Genomic DNA, 16,677 nt, shown 5'->3' with positions numbered 1-16,677 from the left:
AGGTCATGGGACACATCGAGGCGGGAGCGCTCTTGTATGGCAGACCACACCAGCATGTCTGCGGTTGACGGGGAGAGAGCGCCCCGCATACGGTTCCGTGCCATGCAACAACCCACAGGGAAGCGGCTTCAGCAGACCAGCATGCAGGCCAGGGTCGCCGAAGAGCTGCGGCAGATGATCATCAGTGGCGAACTGCCGCCCCGCTCCAGCCTGTCCGAGATGGCGCTGTCCGAGACCTTCGGGGTCAGCCGGACGCCCATCCGCGAGGCCCTCAAGCAGCTCCAGATAGAGGGACTGGTCGAGGTGCGGCCCCGGGTCGGCACGTTCGTCGCCGTACCCTCACGCCGTGAGCTGACCGAGCTGTTCCAGATGAAGGAGCTGTTCGAGGGCGCCGCCGCCCGGCTGCTCGCCTTCCGTGGGAACGTGCCCGAGGTGGAGCAGCTGGAGGCCAGCATGCGGGCCGCCGACCAGGCCGTCCAAGACGGCGACGCCGAACGGTACGCGGCACTGGTCCACGAGTTCCACGATCTGATCGTCAAGGGCGCCGACAACAGCAAGCTGGAGGGGCACTACCGCACCCTGATGAACCAGCTCGCCTACGCGCGGCTGGTGCGCACCTCGCTGTCCCGGCCCGGGCGGCTCATCGAGTCGGACTCCGAGCATCATCGCGTCCTCAGCCTGATCCAGGCCAAGGACGGCGACGGCGCAGAGCGGGTGATGCGCGAGCATGTGCGCGCCAGCCACCAGGCCCTGATGAAGGGCATGGACGAGCGCGGGCACTGAGCGCGCGCCGCAGGGCGGTCAGCTCCCGGCGGTGGCGCGGGCGGCGCGCAGCGCCGAGCGGAGCCGGTTCTTGGCGCCGAGGAGATGTTCCCGCAGGGTGGTGACGGCGGTCTCGGTGTCGCCGCCGCGCACGGTCTTCAGCAGATCGACATGGGCCTCGGCCGAGGGGTGCAGATCGACATCCTGGGCGTTGGTGACGTCGAGGACGACGCCGAAGGTGGGGCGGTACTGCTCCCAGACCGCGACCAGCCGCCGGTGCCCGGAGAGCACATAGAACTGGGAGTGGAACTCCAGGTCGGCGAGGGCGAAGTCGCTGGGCGCCGAGCGGTCGGCGGCATCGCGCATCCGGTCCACGAAGCCCTGGGCGCGGTCCCAGTCGCCGGGTTCGGCCCGGCCGATGGCGAGGGTGAGGGCCAGGGTCTCCAGGGATTCCCGCAGCGTGTACAGCTCGTCCACGTCGTCCTCGGTGAGCCCGGTGACGAAGACCCCGCGGCGACGGGACTCCACCAGCCCCTCGGCCTCCAGCTGCCGGAGCGCGTCACGGACAGGGCCGCGGCTCACGTCGTACTGCTCGGCGAGGGCACCTTCGACGAGATGGGTGCCGGGGCGCTGCCGTCCTGAGATGATGAGGACGCGCAGCTCATGGGCGACCAGATCGCCGAGGGACTGCTGCTGTAGCGAGGTGATGGGCACTGACGGGCTCCTTCTGGGGGGCGGAACGTCCTTCAGTCAACGGTTAACGGTTGACCCATTATTCCTCTCCGAGGGCCGCTTCGGAAACGGTGGCGAAGGCGATGCCGCGCCGCTGCCAGGTGTAGGTGACGGCGACACCGTCCGCCCAGGGCACGACCGCGGGGTAGGAGAACTCAGCTCGGCCGTCGGTCCGTACGCCGGTCTCGTCCGGGACGATGCCGCCCGGGCGGGACACCGGGCGGTCCTCCAGCACCACCGCCCGGCGCCAGGTGATCCCGTCGTCCTCGGAGACGGACAGCACCAGCGGGGTGCGCGCGCCCCACTCGGCGGCCACCGGATTGTGGGCCATGACCACCCGGCCGTCGGCGAGCCGTACGGCGTCCAGCCCGCTGTTGTTGTTCGGGACCTCCAGCGGCCGCGCGGTCGACCAGGTGCGGCCGCCGTCGTGGGAGGCGCTGCGGCAGACCCGGCCGCAGGAGCTGCGCAGCAGCATCCGGACCTCGCCCGGGGCGCTCTCCCACAGCGCGGGCTGGATGACCCCGGCGCCGCGGAACGCCGGGCGGTCCAGCGGTACGGGCGCGGAGCGCCGCCAGGTCGCGCCGCCGTCGTCGGAGCGGTCGGTGAACGCGTCCCAGCGGCCGCCCGCGCTCTGCGGCTCCTCGACGGATGCGGGCGCCAGCCAGCCGCAATCGGCGAGCCGGATCGGCTTGTTCTTCACCGGTCCGCGGCCACCGGCCCCGCCCCCACCCGGTACCAGTTCGGCGGGGGCGGTCCAGCTGAGGCCGCCGTCCCGGGAGCGCAGCACCCGGGTGCGCCAGTCGGGGATGCGGTGGCCGGTCTTGCAGAAGAGCAGCACCTCGCCGTGGCCGGCGGCGAACAGCACGGGGTTCCAGTGCGGCAGCCCCGCCTCGTCCGCCACCTTCACCGGCGCCTGCCACCGGCCGCCGGTCCGCCGCGCCAGCCAGATCGCCACGTCGTCCGCGCCCTCCCGGCTTCCGGCGAACCAGGCGGCCAGCATCCCGCCGTCCGGCAGCGTCAGCAGGGTGGAGGCGTGGCAGTGTCCGAAGCGTGGGTCGTCACGCAGGACGAACTCGCGGTGGACGGTCACGGGTGGCTCCCGGGGGTGGCGGCGTCGAGGGCGGCGGGAGTGGTGCGGCCGCTCAGGGCGCCACCGCACCCGCCTCCGGCGCCTCGGCGGCCTTGGCGCCCGCAGCGGGCGCGGGCTCGGGCCCGGCCGCCATCGCGGAGCTGGTGTCGACCAGGTCGCGACGGGAGGTCTCGGGGGTGAAGAAGTACGCGGCGGCCGCCGAGACCAGGGCGACGGCGCTCGCGTACGCGGCCACCGGGACCCAGTTGTCGCCGCCGCCGGTGAGCGCGGTGGCAATGAACGGGGTGAGGCCACCGGCCACGATCGCGCCGAGCTGGGCGCCGACCGAGGCGCCGCTGTAGCGGACCTTGGAGCCGAACAGCTCGGTGAACAGGGCGGGTTGGACCGCGTTGCAGGCGTTGTGCGCGAGGTTGATGACCAGGCAGTACGCCAGCACGATCAGCACCGCCGAGCCGGACTTCAGCAGCCAGAACGCGGGGAAGGCCAGCGCGGCGGCGGCCAGTCCGCCGTACACGTACACCGGGCGTCGGCCCACCTTGTCGGACAGCGCGCCGAAGAAGCCGTGGGCGGGGAACGCGAGCACCGAGGCGATCATGATGGCGGTGGTCAGCGTGGACTTCGGGATGCCGAGGTGTTCGGGTCCGTAGGACACCGCGAACACGGTCAGCAGGAAGAACGGCACGCTCTCGCTGAACCGCAGCGACATGATCAGCAGCACGCTCCGCCAGTCGTGCCGCAGCACATCGAGCAGCGGCGCCTTGGCCTTGCCCTCCTCGTGCTTGACCTGCTCGAACACCTCGGACTCGCCGAGCCGCCCGCGCATCCACAGCCCTACGCCCACCAGCACCGCGCTGCACAGGAACGGCACCCGCCAGCCCCAGGACTGGAACTGCCCGTCGGGCAGGGCGCCCATCAGCGCGAACATCCCGGTGGCCAGCAGCTGTCCGGAGAAGCCACCGGTGTTGGGCCAGGCGCTGAAGAAGCCACGGCGGTGCGCCGGGGCGTTCTCGACGACCATCAGCATGGCGCCGCCCCATTCGCCGCCGACCATGAAGCCCTGGACGAAGCGCAGCACCACGAGCAGCACCGGTGCCCAGATGCCGATGGTGTCGTACGTTGGCAGAAGACCGACGGCGAAGGTGGCGGCGCCCATCCCGCACAACGTCGTGACCAGCGTGGTCTTCCGGCCGATGGTGTCGCCGAGGTGGCCGAAGACGAAGCCGCCGAGCGGGCGGGCGATGAAGCCGATGCCGAAGGTGGCGAACGAGGCGAGGGTGCCCGCGAACGGGCTCAGACTGGGGAAGAAGAGATCGCCGAACACCAGCGCGCTGGCGAGGCCGTAGAGCAGGAAGTCGTAGAACTCGATGGTGTTACCGATGAAGCTCGACAGCACGGTGCGCCGGAGTTGGACGGATGCGTGGCGTGATGAGGTCATGTGGTTCTCCTGCTCTGGGCCTCATTGCCCGGGACATCAGTTAACCGTTCACGGTTAACCGTGGCGGTGAGTATGTGATCCCGCACCACGCCTGTCAATGGGCGCACCCTTGACGCCCCCGAGGCGACTCCGTACCTTCGGTTCGACTTTTTAAAGATCGAAACGTCGAACACCCTCAGAACTCTTCAAGACTCTTCAAGGGACGAAGAACATGAATGGTGTGCGCAGACGAACGGTGCTCGCCGCGGCCGGTGGCACGGCCATCGCGGGCAAGGCGGCGACCGGCACGGCCCACGCCCGGGAGCGGCCGGGCCCCGGGGAGCGGCCCGCGGCGGCGGAGCCCGCCCCGTACGAGGCCAAGGTCCAGGCCCTGCTGGGGCGGATGACGGTCGAGGAGAAGCTGGGCCAGCTCCAGCAGCTGGCCTGGACCGGCGACACCGGGCCCGGCGGCGGTCAGACCGCCGAGGCGGAGAAGGCGGCCCGGCAGGGACGGCTCGGCTCGGTGCTCAACATCTACGGCGCGAAGAACACCAACGCGCTCCAGCGGCTGGCCGTCGAGGAGTCGCGCCTGGGCATCCCGCTGGTGTTCGGCCTCGATGTCATCCATGGCATGTGGACCACCTTCCCCATCCCGCTGGCCCAGGCCGCGAGCTTCGACCCGGCGGTGGCCGAACGGGACGCCGAGGTGTCGGCGAAGGAGGCCCGCTCCATCGGGGTGCACTGGGCCTTCTCCCCGATGATGGACGTCACCCACGAGCCGCGCTGGGGGCGGATCTCCGAGGGCTGCGGCGAGGACCCGCATCTGACGGCCGCATTCGCCGCCGCCAAGACCCGCGGCTACCAGGGCGGGAACCTGGCGTCGAAGGACCGGCTCGCGGCGTGCGCCAAGCACTTCGTGGCGTACGGCGGCGCCGAGGGCGGGCGCGACTACAACACGGTGGACGTGTCCGAGGCCCGGCTGCGCAACCTCTACCTCGGGCCGTTCCTGGCGGCCGTGGACGCCGGGGTGGCCACCGTCATGGCGAGCTTCAACACCATCAGCGGGGTCCCCGCCCACGGCAACCGGCACACCCTCACCGACATCCTCAAGGACGAGTGGGAGTTCGGCGGCGTCGTCGTCAGCGACTACAACGGCGTTCAGGAAATGACGGTCCACGGCTTCGCCGCCGACCACGCCGACGCCGCACGGCTGGCGTTGAACGCCGGGGTCGACATGGAGATGGCCAGCACCACCCTCGCCGACAACGGCAAGCGGCTGGTGCGCAGCGGCGCGATCCCCACCGCCCGGCTGGACGACGCGGTGGCCCGCGTCCTGCGGCTGAAGTTCCGGCTCGGGCTCTTCGACCACCCCTACGCGGACGAGGACGCCGCGATCGGGAAGCCCACGAAGGCGTCCCGGGCGGCGGCCCGCGAAGCGGCCGCGCGCACCCTGGTGCTGCTCAAGAACGCCCCGGCCGGGAAGGGCAGGAGCGCGCTCCTGCCGCTGAGTCCGTCGGTCTCCTCGATCGCCGTCGTCGGGCCCTTCGCCGACTCCACCGATCTGCGCGGCTCCTGGGCCGGCCCCTGGGCGGACGCGTTCCCGCCGGTCACCGTCCTCGACGCGGTCAAGGACGCCGCGCCGAAGGCCCGCGTCACCCACGCCCCCGGTGTTGACCCGGCAGGCAAGGACACCAGCGACACCGAGGGCATCGCGAAGGCCACCGCGGCCGCCAGGGCGGCCGACGTGGCGGTCGTCGTGGTCGGGGAGGCCTCGGCGCTCAGCGGGGAGGCGGCCGTACGCAGCGACATCAGCCTGCCCGGAGAGCAGGAGCGGCTGATCGCGGCGGTCGCGGACACCGGCACCCCGTTCGTCGTGGTCCAGGTCAGCGGGCGCCCGCTGACGATGGGCGGCTGGCTGGACTCGGCGCCCGCGGTGCTCCAGGCGTGGCATCCGGGCATCGAGGGCGGGAACGCCATCGCGGACGTGCTGTTCGGCACCGTGAACCCGGGCGGCAAGCTGCCGGTGTCCTTCCCCCGCTCGGTCGGGCAGATCCCCATCTACTACAACCACGAGAACACCGGGCGCCCCTACGACCCGGACAACAAGTACACGTCCAAGTACCTCGACCTCGCCGACGGCCCGCAGTTCGCCTTCGGCCACGGCCTCAGCTACACCACCTTCGACATCGGCGAGCCGAAGCTGTCCGTCAGCCGGATCGCGGCCGACGCGCTGCGCAAGGGCGACACCGTGGAGGTGGCGGTGACGGTGCGCAACACCGGGGACCGCGAGGGGGACGAAGTGGTACAGGTGTATCTGCGGGACCCGGTGGCCAGCCTGGTGCAGCCGGTGCGGCGGCTGTGCGGCTTCCGCAGGGTCACCCTCGGCCAGGGGAAATCCACCACCCTCCGCTTCCGGCTGGGCGCCGAGGAGCTGGGCTTCTGGACCCATGACCGGGACGGCACGTTCACGGTGGAGAAGGGCGAGATCCAGATCTGTGCGGGAAACAGCTCACTTGCGAGGAGTGAACGCACCCTGACGATCACATAGTGGGACGGCGTCCGGTCTTCTGCACAGCACACCCCGGTTACTTGTAGGGTGCATGCTGACAACTCCAGCCCGGGAAGACACCGCCGATGACCGCCGCGCCCTGCCCCTCGCCCAGCGTCCCGAGAAGCCACCCCGTCCCGCGACACCTCGCGGCCCCCCGGAACCCCGGCCGGGCGGAGGTCCCGTGGGCGGGGTGATCACCGGCTTCGGCGTCATCGCGAGCATCATCGTCACCGGCTATGTGCTCGGCAGCCGCGGAGCGCTGGGCGGGCAGGGCCGGGAGGTCCTGACCAAGCTCTCCTTCAACGTCGCCTCCCCCGCGCTGCTGTTCACCACGCTCGCCCACGCCGACCTCGCCGTCGTCGTCTCGACACCGCTGCTGGTCACGGCCCTGAGCACCTTCGTGGTGGCGGGCGCGTTCGTCGCGGTCGGCGCGGTACGCAAGTGGGACGTGGGCCGCACCACGATCGGCGCGCTGTGCGCGAGCTATGTGAACGCGGGCAACCTCGGCATCCCGATCGCCACGTACGTCCTCGGAGACGCGACCCTCATCGCGCCGGTGCTGCTGTTCCAGCAGCTGGTCATGACGCCGATCGCGCTCACCGTCATCGACCTCAGCCGCCCCTCGGAACAGCCTCCGTCGGTGCTGCGCCGGATCACCGCTCCGTTCCGCAACCCCATCGTCATCGGCTCGCTGTCCGGGGTCGCGGTGGCCGCCGCGGGGTGGCGGGTGCCCGGGCCCGTCATGGAACCGTTCTCGCTGGTGGGCAGCATGGCCGTACCCGCCGTGCTGCTGGCCTTCGGGATCTCGCTGCCGGGCAGTGAGCTGCCAGGGCGCGGTGAGGAGCGCGGCCCGGTGCTGCTGTCGGTGGCGCTGAAGTCCTTCGGCCAGCCGGTGGCGGCCTGGGCCATCGCCGCCGGTGTCTTCGGCCTCGGCGGCCCCGCCCTGTTCGCGGCCGTGGTCACCTCCGCGCTCCCCGCGGCGCAGAACCTGTTCACGTACGCCGTGCGCTACGACACCAGCACCATCCTGGCCCGCGAATCCATCCTGCTGTCCACGGTGCTGGCCGTGCCGGTGCTCTTCACGGTGGCGGCGCTGCTCGGCTGACGCCCCGGGCCCGCGGTGTCCGGCCCGGAAACGGGTTGGGTTTACCCCTTCGGGCCCCGGGCAGGCGATTATTCGTGCTTCGGACCGGAGGCACACACCGCGGGAGCAGTCCGACCGCTCCAGGGTGCGGCCACCGGTCCGTGTTCTGCGCGCTCCCGCATGGCAACGACCCGGTCCCAGGCGACCCGTCAGCCCATCGCAGGAGGTGTGTGACATGACGACCGCAGCGCAGCACGTGGCGCGTCCCCGGTCCGGTTCCTCGAAGCACCCGCACGACGACGCCCCCGACACCAGCGCCGAGTTCCACGAGATGGCCCGCCTCCCCGACGGCCCCGCCAAGGAGGCCCTGCGGCAGCGGGTGGTGGAGGCGTGGATGCCGATGGCGCAGCGGCTGGCCCGCCAGTACCGCAACCGGGGCGAATCCCTTGAGGACCTGGAGCAGGTGGCCGCGCTCGGCCTGGTGAAGGCCGTCAAGCGGTACGACCCCGAACACGGCACGGCGTTCGCGGGTTTCGCGGTGCCCACCATCGTCGGCGAGATCAAGCGCCACTTCCGGGACCACCTGTGGGTGCTGCACGTCCCGCGCCGGGTCCAGGAGCTGCGCAACCGGGTGCGGACCGCGCACCGGGAGCTGTCCCGCTCCCTCGACGACGCCAGCGTGCCCACCGAGGCCATCGCCGAGAGCACCGGTCTCACCGAGAAGGAGGTGCGCATCGGCATGGAGGCCATGGGCAGCTTCACCCCGCTGTCCCTGGACGCCCAGCTGACCGGCGCGGACGACGGCTACTCGCTGGCGGACACGCTCGGCGGCCCGGAGCCCGCGTACGACCGGGTGGTGGACCGCGAGGCGGTGCGCCCCGGGCTCGGACGGCTGCCCGACCGCGAGCGGCAGATCCTCTACATGCGGTTCTTCTGCGACATGACGCAGAGCCGCATCGCCGAACAGCTCGGCATCTCCCAGATGCATGTCTCCCGGCTCATCAACCGCACCTGCTCGACCCTGCGCGCCCAGGCCCTGGCCGAGGCGAGCGCCAACTGAACGGCGCGCCGCCCGCCACTCCCCCGCGTTGCGCCGCTGGAACGATGTGCATCGCCTCAGCGGGTGACCGCGGCACCGTGGAGAGCGACGGGACCGGCTCGGAGCTGCGAGGGTCGGGGCGCGGCTCACCGTTGCCCAGCGAAGGAGAACGCCCGTGTCCACTCCCCCAGGCCTGCCCGCGGTGTCCGGCCTCAAGCTCCTCCCGGGCCAGAAGGCCCTGGTGACCGGGGCCAACTCGGGCATCGGCAAGGCGACCGCGATTGCCCTGGGGCGGGCCGGTGCGGATGTCGTCGTCAACTATGTCTCCGACCGGCCGTCCGCCGAGGCCGTCGTGAAGGAGGTCGAGGGCCACGGGGTGCGGGCCTACGCCCACCAGGCGGATGTGTCGCAGGAGGACCAGGTGGTGGCCATGGTGTCCACCATGGTCGACCGGTTCGGCACGATCGACATCCTGGTCGCCAACGCGGGCCTCCAGCGTGACGCCCCCACGGTGGAGATGACGCTGGCGGACTGGGACAAGGTGCTCTCCGTCAACCTGACCGGTCAGTTCCTGTGCGCCAGGGAGGCGGTCAAGGAGTTCCGGCAGCGCGGTGTCGTCCCGGAGGTGTCACGGGCGGCCGGGAAGGTCATCTGCGTCAGCTCGGTCCATCAGATCATCCCCTGGGCCGGTCATGTGAACTACGCGTCGTCGAAGGGCGGCGTGGCGATGATGATGCAGACCATGGCGCAGGAGCTGGCGCCGGAGAAGATCAGGGTGAACGCGATCGCGCCGGGCGCCATCCGGACTCCGATCAACCGCGACGCGTGGGACACCGAGGACGCCCGGACCTCCCTGCTGAAGCTGATCCCGTACGGCCGGATCGGCGACCCGCAGGACATCGCGCACGCCGCCGTCGTCCTCGCGTCCGACCTGTGCGACTACGTGGTGGGCACCACGCTGTACGTGGACGGCGGGATGACCCTCTTCCCCGGCTTCGCGACGGGCGGCTGACCAGGCCGGCCGCGACGGCCCCTGACCTGGTGCGGTCCGCCGCCACCAGGCGATACGACGCGAGCGGAGTAACGATGGGGGTGTCACTGTTCCCTCGAGGAGGTGGACGACGATGACGTTCCCCTCGGACAATTCGCGCGACGCCGGTCAGCGGAACGAGCGCTCCACGGACGAGCCCTTCCCCGGCGTTCTGGGCACCCTGTCCGACGCCGCCTGGCAGGTGCTGCTGACCGCGGGCCTGGTCGCGATCGTGCTGGGGCTGCTGGTGCTGGTGTGGCCCGCGGCCACGCTGGCCGTGGTCGGCGCCCTGTTCGGTGTCTATCTGCTGGTCAGCGGCATATTTCAGCTGGTCGCGGCCTTCGGGGCGCATATCCCGCGGTCGATGCGCGCGCTCAGTTTCATCAGCGGCGCGGTGAGCGTGTTCCTCGGTCTGCTCTGCTTCCGGGGTCCGGCCCAGTCGGTCCTGCTGCTCGCCCTGTGGATCGGTTTCGCCTGGCTGCTGCGGGGTGTCATGCACACCGTCACGGCCGTCCAGGACGAGGGAATCCCCGCCCGCGGCTGGCAGATCTTCTTCGGTGTCATCAGCGCCCTGGCCGGAATCGTGCTGATCGTGGCGCCCTTCGGCTCCATCGCCGCGCTCACCCTGGTGACCGGCGTGTGGCTGCTGATCCTGGGCATCATCGAGGTCGTCCACGGCCTCCAGCTGCGGGCCCGGCTCGGAGGCCACGCCCCCGGCAAGAAGGCGCATCACGGCTTCCGGTTCCGTCAGCAGCCCCATCCGCAGCCGTAGAACGCAGCCGTAAAGAAACGCCGCGACAGCCGCCCCGAGCGGCTGTCGCGACAGCCAGGGGGGGTCAGTGAGTCTGCACCCACCACGCCATCAGGCCGATGGCCGCGGTGCCGCTTGCATAGGACGCGCCGCGCACGAAATTGGCGGCGGCGAGTCGACCGTATCGACGCCATCTACTACTCGAACGACTCTGTACGGGTGGGCGGACCTCCATCGTCTGCATATATGGAACCCCTTTCGTGACCGTACGGACAGTGACTGTCCGACAGGGGGAATGACACGCTGAAGAAAGCATACAAAAGTGTGAACTTCCCTCATGTGTCTGACTCGCCGGGAAAATAACTTTCGACATGCTTTCAGGGCGCTTACACCCAGGGGCTTCTGACGCCGTTCAGCCCCGTCCGTGCCACCGCAGCACCGCGCCCAGTCCCCCGGCCGGTCCCGGCACGCCCTCGGGGACGAGCAGCACCTCGGTGTCGGCCACCGCCGCCGACCGCATCAGCGCGTCGTCCGCGCGCGCCGGTTCGGGCGCGCTCACCCCCAGCGCCCGCACCTGGGCCCGCTGCACCGCCACCTGATCGGCGCCGGGGCCGATCCACACCTCGTGGCGCATGTCGCCGCCCACCTGCCCCAGCAGCAGGGTGGCCGCCTGATGGCTGCGCAGCGCCTCCACCACCGCGGGCACCCCCTCCGCCGCCCCGCTCGGCGCGGAGCCGTCGTGGCCGCTCACGGCGTGCCCGCCGGGGCGGCCGCGCCCGGCGCGGAAGAGATCGAGCACGGCTTCCAGATGGGCCCGGGCGTGGTCGGCGCGGGCGTGGTCGATCTCCGCCTCCAGCAGCTCCCGGGCGGATCCCGGCGTCCGGCTGCCGTGCCGCGCCTCCACCGCCCGGTCCCGCAGGGGCTCGGGCAGCCGGTCGCGTACGGCCCTGCGCTCGCGCGGATCGCCCGCCAGGACCAGCAGCGGCGCCCCGCTGTCCGGCCACTGCCGTACCAGCTCCTCGGCGACGAGGTCCGCGGTGTGCTCCCAGCCGTTCTCGACCCGGTTGCGGTAGTGCCACTCGTACCGGTCGGCCGGCATCGAGCGGTGGCGGCGGCCCCGCTCCGTCCCGCCCGTGGCGCGGCACACCCGGCGGGCGCCGTCCTCGTCGCGCAGCTCCAGGTCGGCGCCTGTCCGGTCGACGTACGCCACCAGGCAGGACGGCCACTCGCCGCGCAGCGACGCCAGCGGCGCCACCCGCGGCAGCGGCGACCACGACGTCACGACGTCGCCCGGGGAAGCGGCCAGCGGCAGGTCGAGCACCACCTCGCCGTCCGCCGCGAACAGCGCCCGTCCGGCGGACGCGGTGGCCGCCCGCTCACCGGCCAGTCTGCTCACCACCGCCTCACGGGTGCGGGCGTCGGCACCCTGGGCGGTCAGCTGACCGGCCACGAACCGCTCCCGCAGCCGGCGCCGTGTGGGGGCGTCCTCCGTCGCACGCGAGGTGTCGAGGTAGACGCACGCCCACGGACCGGGACGATCGAACAACGGCTTCAGGAATCCAACGTCCATGACCTCCCCCAAAAAACCGGGGAAACACACGACCCGGACGGGCGTCCGGATCGCCGCGCCACTTCGGCCGAGTGGGGCGCTTGCCTGTGGGGCGCTTCACGAACCAAGCATCCCTCCAGCGCCTCGGGATCGCCAGGGCGGTCGGGCCGTGCCGCGACTAGAATCTGTCTCATGGCTCGCTCCAACGAGGAGGTCGAAGCCCTCCTGCGCGAGTACGCCGATCTCCTCCTGATCACGGGCGGGGACGCGTTCCGGGCGCGCGCCTACGAGAAGGCCGCACGGTCGATCGGCGGACATCCCGCCGATGTGGCGGGGCTCGACGTGAAGGGCCTGCGGGAGATCCCCAACGTCGGCAAGTCGATCGCCGAGAAGGTCGTCGAGTATCTGCGCACCGGGCATGTGCCCGCCGTCGAGGAGGCGCGCGCCGCGATCCCGGCCGGGGTGCGGGAGCTGACCGCGATCCCGGCGCTGGGGCCGAAGAAGGCCATGCTGCTGTACGAGGAGCTGGACATCGCCTCCGTCGAGCAGCTGGCCACCGCGATCGAGGAACACCGGCTGCGCGACCTGAAGGGCTTCGGGCCGAAGTCCGAGGAGAACATCCTGCACGGCATCGGGCTGCTGCGGGCCGCCGGCGGCCGGGTCCCGCTCGATACGGCCATGGACGTCGCCGACGACATCGTGGCCGCGCTGTCCCGGGTGCCGGGCTGTGAGCGGGTGACGTACGCGGGGTCGCTGCGCCGGATGAGGGAAACCGTGGGCGATGTGGACATCCTGGTGGCGGCGGCCGAATCGGGCCCGTTCATGGAGGCGTTCACCGCGCTCCCGTACACCGCCGAGATCATCGCGCACGGCGAGAAGAAGACCTCCATCCGCACCACCAAGGGGCTCCAGGTGGATCTGCGGGTGCTGCCGCTCGACTCCTGGGGCGCGGGGCTGCTGTACTTCACCGGCTCCAAGGCCCACAACATCCGCGTCCGCGCGATCGCGGTGCGCCACGGCCTCAAGCTCTCCGAATACGGGCTCTTCGAGACCAAGAGCGGAAAGAAGATCGCCTCCCGCAGCGAGGAGGACGTGTACGCGCGGCTCGGCATGGACTGGATCCCGCCGACCCTGCGCGAGGACCGCGGCGAGGTGAAGGCCGCGCTGGAGGGACGGCTGCCCCCGCTGGTGAGCGAGTCCGATCTACGCGGCGATCTGCACACCCACACCGATCTCACCGACGGCCTCGAACCGCTGGAGAACATGATCGCCACGGCCGAGCGGCGCGGCTACGCGTACTACGCCGTCACCGACCACGCGCCGAAGCTGTACATGCAGCAGATGACCAAGGAGAAGATCCTCGCCCAGCGGGAGCGGCTGCGCGCCATGGACCGCGGGCGCGGCCGCCGCGACATGCGGCTGCTGCACGGTGTGGAGCTGAACATCGACGCCGACGGGGAGGTCGACTGGCCCGACGACTTCCTGGAGGGCTTCGATCTGTGCGTGGCCTCGGTGCACACGCAGTTCGGCCAGGACCGGGACACCATGACCCGGCGGTTCCTGCGGGCCTGCGAGAACCCGCACGTCAACGTCATCGGCCATCCGACGACCCGCATCCTGGGCAAGCGGCCCGGGGTCGACGCCGACCTCGACGCGGTGTTCGCCGCGTGTGCCCGTACCGGTACCGCGCTGGAGATCAACGCGCATCCGGACCGGCTGGACCTGTCGGACGAGCACATCCTGCGGGCGAAGGAGCACGGCGTGGTGTTCGCCATCGACAGCGACGCGCACTCCACGCTGGACCTCGCCAATCCGCGGTACGGGGTGGGCATGGCCCAGCGCGCCTGGCTGACCACCGACGATGTCATCAACACCTGGCCGCTGACCCGGCTGCGGCGTTTCCTGCGCAAGGGATCGGGGCACCCGCGCGGCTGATGAGCGCTACGGATTCCCTTGCAGAGCCCGCCCGGCGGGCGCCCGGCGCCCGTACCCTCGCCGAACTGGACGAGCGGATCTGCCGGTGCCGGGCCTGCCCTCGGCTGGTCGCGTGGCGGGAGGAGGTGGGCCGTTCCAAACGGGCCGCCTTCGCCGACTGGGACTACTGGGCCCGTCCGGTGCCCGGATTCGGCCCGGCGGACGCGGCGCTCGCCCTCGTGGGTCTCGCCCCGGCCGCGCACGGCGCCAACCGCACCGGCCGGATGTTCACCGGCGACCGCTCGGGCGACTTCCTGTACGCGGCGCTGCACACGGTCGGCCTGGCCAACCAGCCCACCGCCACCCACCGCGGCGACGGTCTCGCGCTGCGCGGCGTACGGATCACCGCGCCGGTGCACTGTGCCCCGCCCGCCAACCGCCCCACGCCCGGGGAGCGGGACACCTGTCGTCCGTGGCTGGAGCGGGAACTGCGGCTGCTGCGGCCGACCCTGCGGTCGGTGGTGGTCCTCGGGGCGTTCGGCTGGCAGGCCGCCCTGCCCGCGCTGGCCGCCGCCGGATGGACCGTGCCCCGGCCGCGGCCCGCCTTCGGCCACGGCGCGCGGATCACGCTGGAGGCCGCCGACGGGGGCGCCCCGCTGCGGGTGTTCGGCTGCTATCACGTGAGCCAGCAGAACACCTTCACCGGCCGCCTCACCCCGGCCATGCTGCACGATGTGCTCGGCGCGGCGGCGGAGGCGGCCGGACTGCTGCCCCCGCCCGCCACTCCGCTGGACCCCGCCACCGGGGGTGGCTGAGCGGCGCGGCGTGCGGGAGGGGGCGGTTAAGAAGGTGAGGCCCCGGGCACTGGGGCAGGAGGGCGCCCGGGGCCTCGTTCAGGGGGTGGCCCGGGTCAGTTGACCCCGGTACCACCGGCGGCGGCGCCGTTCTGGTCGGCGTTGCCCGTACCGGCATTGGCGCCCGCGTTCGCACCGGCGTCGGCGCCTGCGTTGGCGGCACCCGCATCGCCCGCACCGGCGTTGGCGGCACCCTCGCCACCGGCACCGGCGTTCGCGGCGCCTTCGTCACCGGCACCGGCACCGGCAGCACCTGCATCGCCCGCACCGGCATTCGCGGCGCCTGCATCGCCCGCACCCGCGTTCGCGGCACCCTCGCCACCGGCACCGGCGTTCGCGGCACCCGCGTCGCCCGCGCCAGCGTCACCGGCGCCGATCACCGCGCCCGTGGCCTCCAGGGCTCCGGTCACCGGCTGGAAGAACGTCTCACCGCCCTGGGTACAGTCGCCGCTGCCGCCCGAGGTGAGGCCGACCGCCGCGTCCCCGGCGAACATCGCGCCACCGCTGTCGCCCGGCTCCGCGCACACGTTCGTCTGGATGAGGCCGTTGACGATGTCGCCACCGCCGTAGTTCACCGTGGCGTTGAGGCCCGTGACCTCGCCGTCGCTGACGCCCGTCGTGCTGCCGGAGCGCTGCACCTTGAGGCCCACACTGGCCTCGACGGCCCGGCCGATCGCCTGGTTCGTGCCGTCGGCGAGCTTGACCGCGCTCTCCGGCTGGGTGGTCGCGTCGTCGTACATCACCAGCGCGAAGTCGGTCTCGGGGAACTTGGTGTCCTGGACCGTGCCCAGCGCCTGCGCGCCCGCCTGGTCCGCGGTCCAGGTCTCGGACTCGTTGCCGCAGTGGCCCGCGGTCAGGAAGCCGGGAGCGCCGTCGACGCTGACGTTGAAGCCGAGGGAACAGCGGGCGCCACCGCCGAAGATGGCATCACCACCGACGACACCGCCGGTCGCCGCGTCGCCACCACCGGCCGCGCCACCGGCACCGCCCGCGGCGTCCCCGGCCCCACCGGCCGCGTCACCCGCGCCACCCGCGCCACCCGCACCCGCGTCCCCGGCGCCACCCGCACCCGCGTCTCCGGCACCACCGGCCGCCGCATCGCCCGCGCCACCGGCACCCGCCTGACCGGCGCCACCGGCACCCGCGGCGTCCCCGGCGCCACCAGCGGCCGCGTCACCCGCGGCGTCGCCCGCCGCCTCACCGGCACCGCCGCCGCCATTGGCGCCCGTCTGGCCGTTGTCACCGCCGTCGAACCGCTTGAACTCACCCTTCGTCCGCTGGACGGTCACCATGCCGTCCATCGCGTCCGTGGCCTTGGTCAGCGTGTCCCACTTGGCGCCGGTCACGGTCTTGTCCGCGGTCACCCGGACCTTGTTGGTCACCGGGTCGATGGACCAGGCCGTACCGGCCACCGAGGCGTCGGTGCTCAGCGTCTTGGTGGCGGCCGTCAGCTCGGACATGCTGTTCTGCACGATCTTGGCGACGGCGCCCTGGGCTTCCACGGTCTTCGCCGCGTCCTCGGTCATGACGTTCATGACCAGTTGGCTCGTGTCGTTGTTGAAGTACCAGCCAGCGCCGTTGTCACCGAGGTCTGAGGCGAGGCTCCTCGCGAGTTTCACTGCCGACGGGGACGAGAAGGTCTTCACGTCCGTCGTCTTGTCCTGGCTCGCATTGGCATTGGGCAGCAGAAGGGCGGCTGCCCCGAGCGCGACGACAGCAGCGCCGGAAACGGCGAGGGTCCGCTTGTTCACACGTCGGTGGTGGCTCAACACTGACCTCCAGTAGGGGGGCGCGGGACGTTGCGGAGCGCCTGTTGCGTTCCGCCGCGCCCTCGCGCAGGGCCACCAACCAGTACGGGGGCGCGTTTACTTCGTTCTCACCATGACTCACAGTGTGATGAATGGCTG

General features: G+C 71.8%; 13 protein-coding genes. 8 read left to right on the top strand and 5 right to left on the bottom strand.

The window, feature by feature from the left end; all coding sequences use genetic code 11:
* Positions 1–102: 102 nt before the first annotated feature.
* Positions 103–783 carry a GntR family transcriptional regulator gene (locus tag ACH4TL_RS20015; protein WP_398315856.1) on the top strand — a complete coding sequence of 227 codons (681 nt, stop codon included), beginning with the start codon at positions 103–105 and terminating at the stop codon, positions 781–783.
* Between the two features lie 18 nt (positions 784–801).
* Here ACH4TL_RS20015 and ACH4TL_RS20010 read toward each other — a convergent pair whose 3' ends face one another.
* From ACH4TL_RS20010 to ACH4TL_RS20000, 3 genes are read right to left on the bottom strand one after another with little or no spacing between them, the layout of a single operon-like run.
* Entirely contained in the window at positions 802–1,476 is a 675-nt protein-coding gene (locus ACH4TL_RS20010) for a GntR family transcriptional regulator (protein WP_398315854.1), read from the bottom strand.
* Positions 1,477–1,534: 58 nt separating this feature from the next.
* Positions 1,535–2,584, bottom strand: a complete 1,050-nt coding sequence (locus tag ACH4TL_RS20005; RefSeq protein ID WP_398315852.1) for an exo-alpha-sialidase — start codon at positions 2,582–2,584, stop codon at positions 1,535–1,537.
* A 52-nt stretch (positions 2,585–2,636) separates the two neighbouring features.
* The gene (locus tag ACH4TL_RS20000) at positions 2,637–4,019 is read right to left on the bottom strand and encodes an MFS transporter (RefSeq protein ID WP_398315850.1); all 1,383 of its coding nucleotides are present in this window, start codon (positions 4,017–4,019) and stop codon (positions 2,637–2,639) included.
* A 211-nt stretch (positions 4,020–4,230) separates the two neighbouring features.
* Between ACH4TL_RS20000 and bglX the strand changes: the two genes are divergently transcribed.
* The 5 genes from bglX to ACH4TL_RS19975 all read left to right on the top strand — a co-directional run bounded on the left by bglX (position 4,231) and on the right by ACH4TL_RS19975 (position 10,474).
* Positions 4,231–6,546 (top strand): beta-glucosidase BglX, encoded by a 2,316-nt coding sequence (gene bglX, locus ACH4TL_RS19995; protein WP_398315848.1) that lies wholly within the window; start codon positions 4,231–4,233, stop codon positions 6,544–6,546.
* A gap of 184 nt (positions 6,547–6,730) precedes the next feature.
* Positions 6,731–7,654: an AEC family transporter gene (locus tag ACH4TL_RS19990; RefSeq protein ID WP_398315846.1), complete on the top strand. Its 924-nt coding sequence runs from the start codon at positions 6,731–6,733 to the stop codon at positions 7,652–7,654.
* A 214-nt stretch (positions 7,655–7,868) separates the two neighbouring features.
* Positions 7,869–8,693, top strand: coding sequence for a SigB/SigF/SigG family RNA polymerase sigma factor (locus tag ACH4TL_RS19985; protein ID WP_398315844.1), 825 nt, complete (start codon positions 7,869–7,871; stop codon positions 8,691–8,693).
* 154 nt (positions 8,694–8,847) lie between these two features.
* A complete protein-coding gene (locus ACH4TL_RS19980; protein ID WP_398315842.1) occupies positions 8,848–9,684 on the top strand; it encodes an SDR family oxidoreductase in 837 nt (278 codons plus the stop codon).
* A 112-nt stretch (positions 9,685–9,796) separates the two neighbouring features.
* A complete protein-coding gene (locus ACH4TL_RS19975) occupies positions 9,797–10,474 on the top strand; it encodes an HdeD family acid-resistance protein (RefSeq protein WP_398315840.1) in 678 nt (225 codons plus the stop codon).
* A gap of 391 nt (positions 10,475–10,865) precedes the next feature.
* On the opposite strand, the gene ACH4TL_RS19970 is transcribed toward ACH4TL_RS19975, so the two are convergent.
* Complete coding sequence (locus tag ACH4TL_RS19970) at positions 10,866–12,023, bottom strand: hypothetical protein (protein WP_398315839.1); 1,158 nt, start codon at positions 12,021–12,023, stop codon at positions 10,866–10,868.
* A 171-nt stretch (positions 12,024–12,194) separates the two neighbouring features.
* Here ACH4TL_RS19970 and polX point away from each other — a divergent pair, with 171 nt between their 5' ends.
* Positions 12,195–13,937, top strand: a complete 1,743-nt coding sequence (gene polX, locus ACH4TL_RS19965; protein WP_398315837.1) for a DNA polymerase/3'-5' exonuclease PolX — start codon at positions 12,195–12,197, stop codon at positions 13,935–13,937.
* Entirely contained in the window at positions 13,937–14,731 is a 795-nt protein-coding gene (locus ACH4TL_RS19960) for a uracil-DNA glycosylase (protein WP_398315835.1), read from the top strand. Before polX ends, ACH4TL_RS19960 begins: the two co-directional genes overlap by 1 nt.
* A 95-nt stretch (positions 14,732–14,826) precedes the next feature.
* Here the strand turns inward: ACH4TL_RS19960 and ACH4TL_RS19955 are convergent, their stop codons facing one another.
* Positions 14,827–16,521 carry a S1 family peptidase gene (locus ACH4TL_RS19955; RefSeq protein ID WP_398315833.1) on the bottom strand — a complete coding sequence of 565 codons (1,695 nt, stop codon included), beginning with the start codon at positions 16,519–16,521 and terminating at the stop codon, positions 14,827–14,829.
* Between the last annotated feature and the right edge of the window lie 156 nt (positions 16,522–16,677).

This window comes from Streptomyces sp. NPDC021115, from assembly GCF_044333065.1.
Taxonomy (GTDB): Bacteria; Actinomycetota; Actinomycetes; order Streptomycetales; family Streptomycetaceae; genus Streptomyces.
This window is presented reverse-complemented; position numbering and strand designations above follow the sequence as displayed.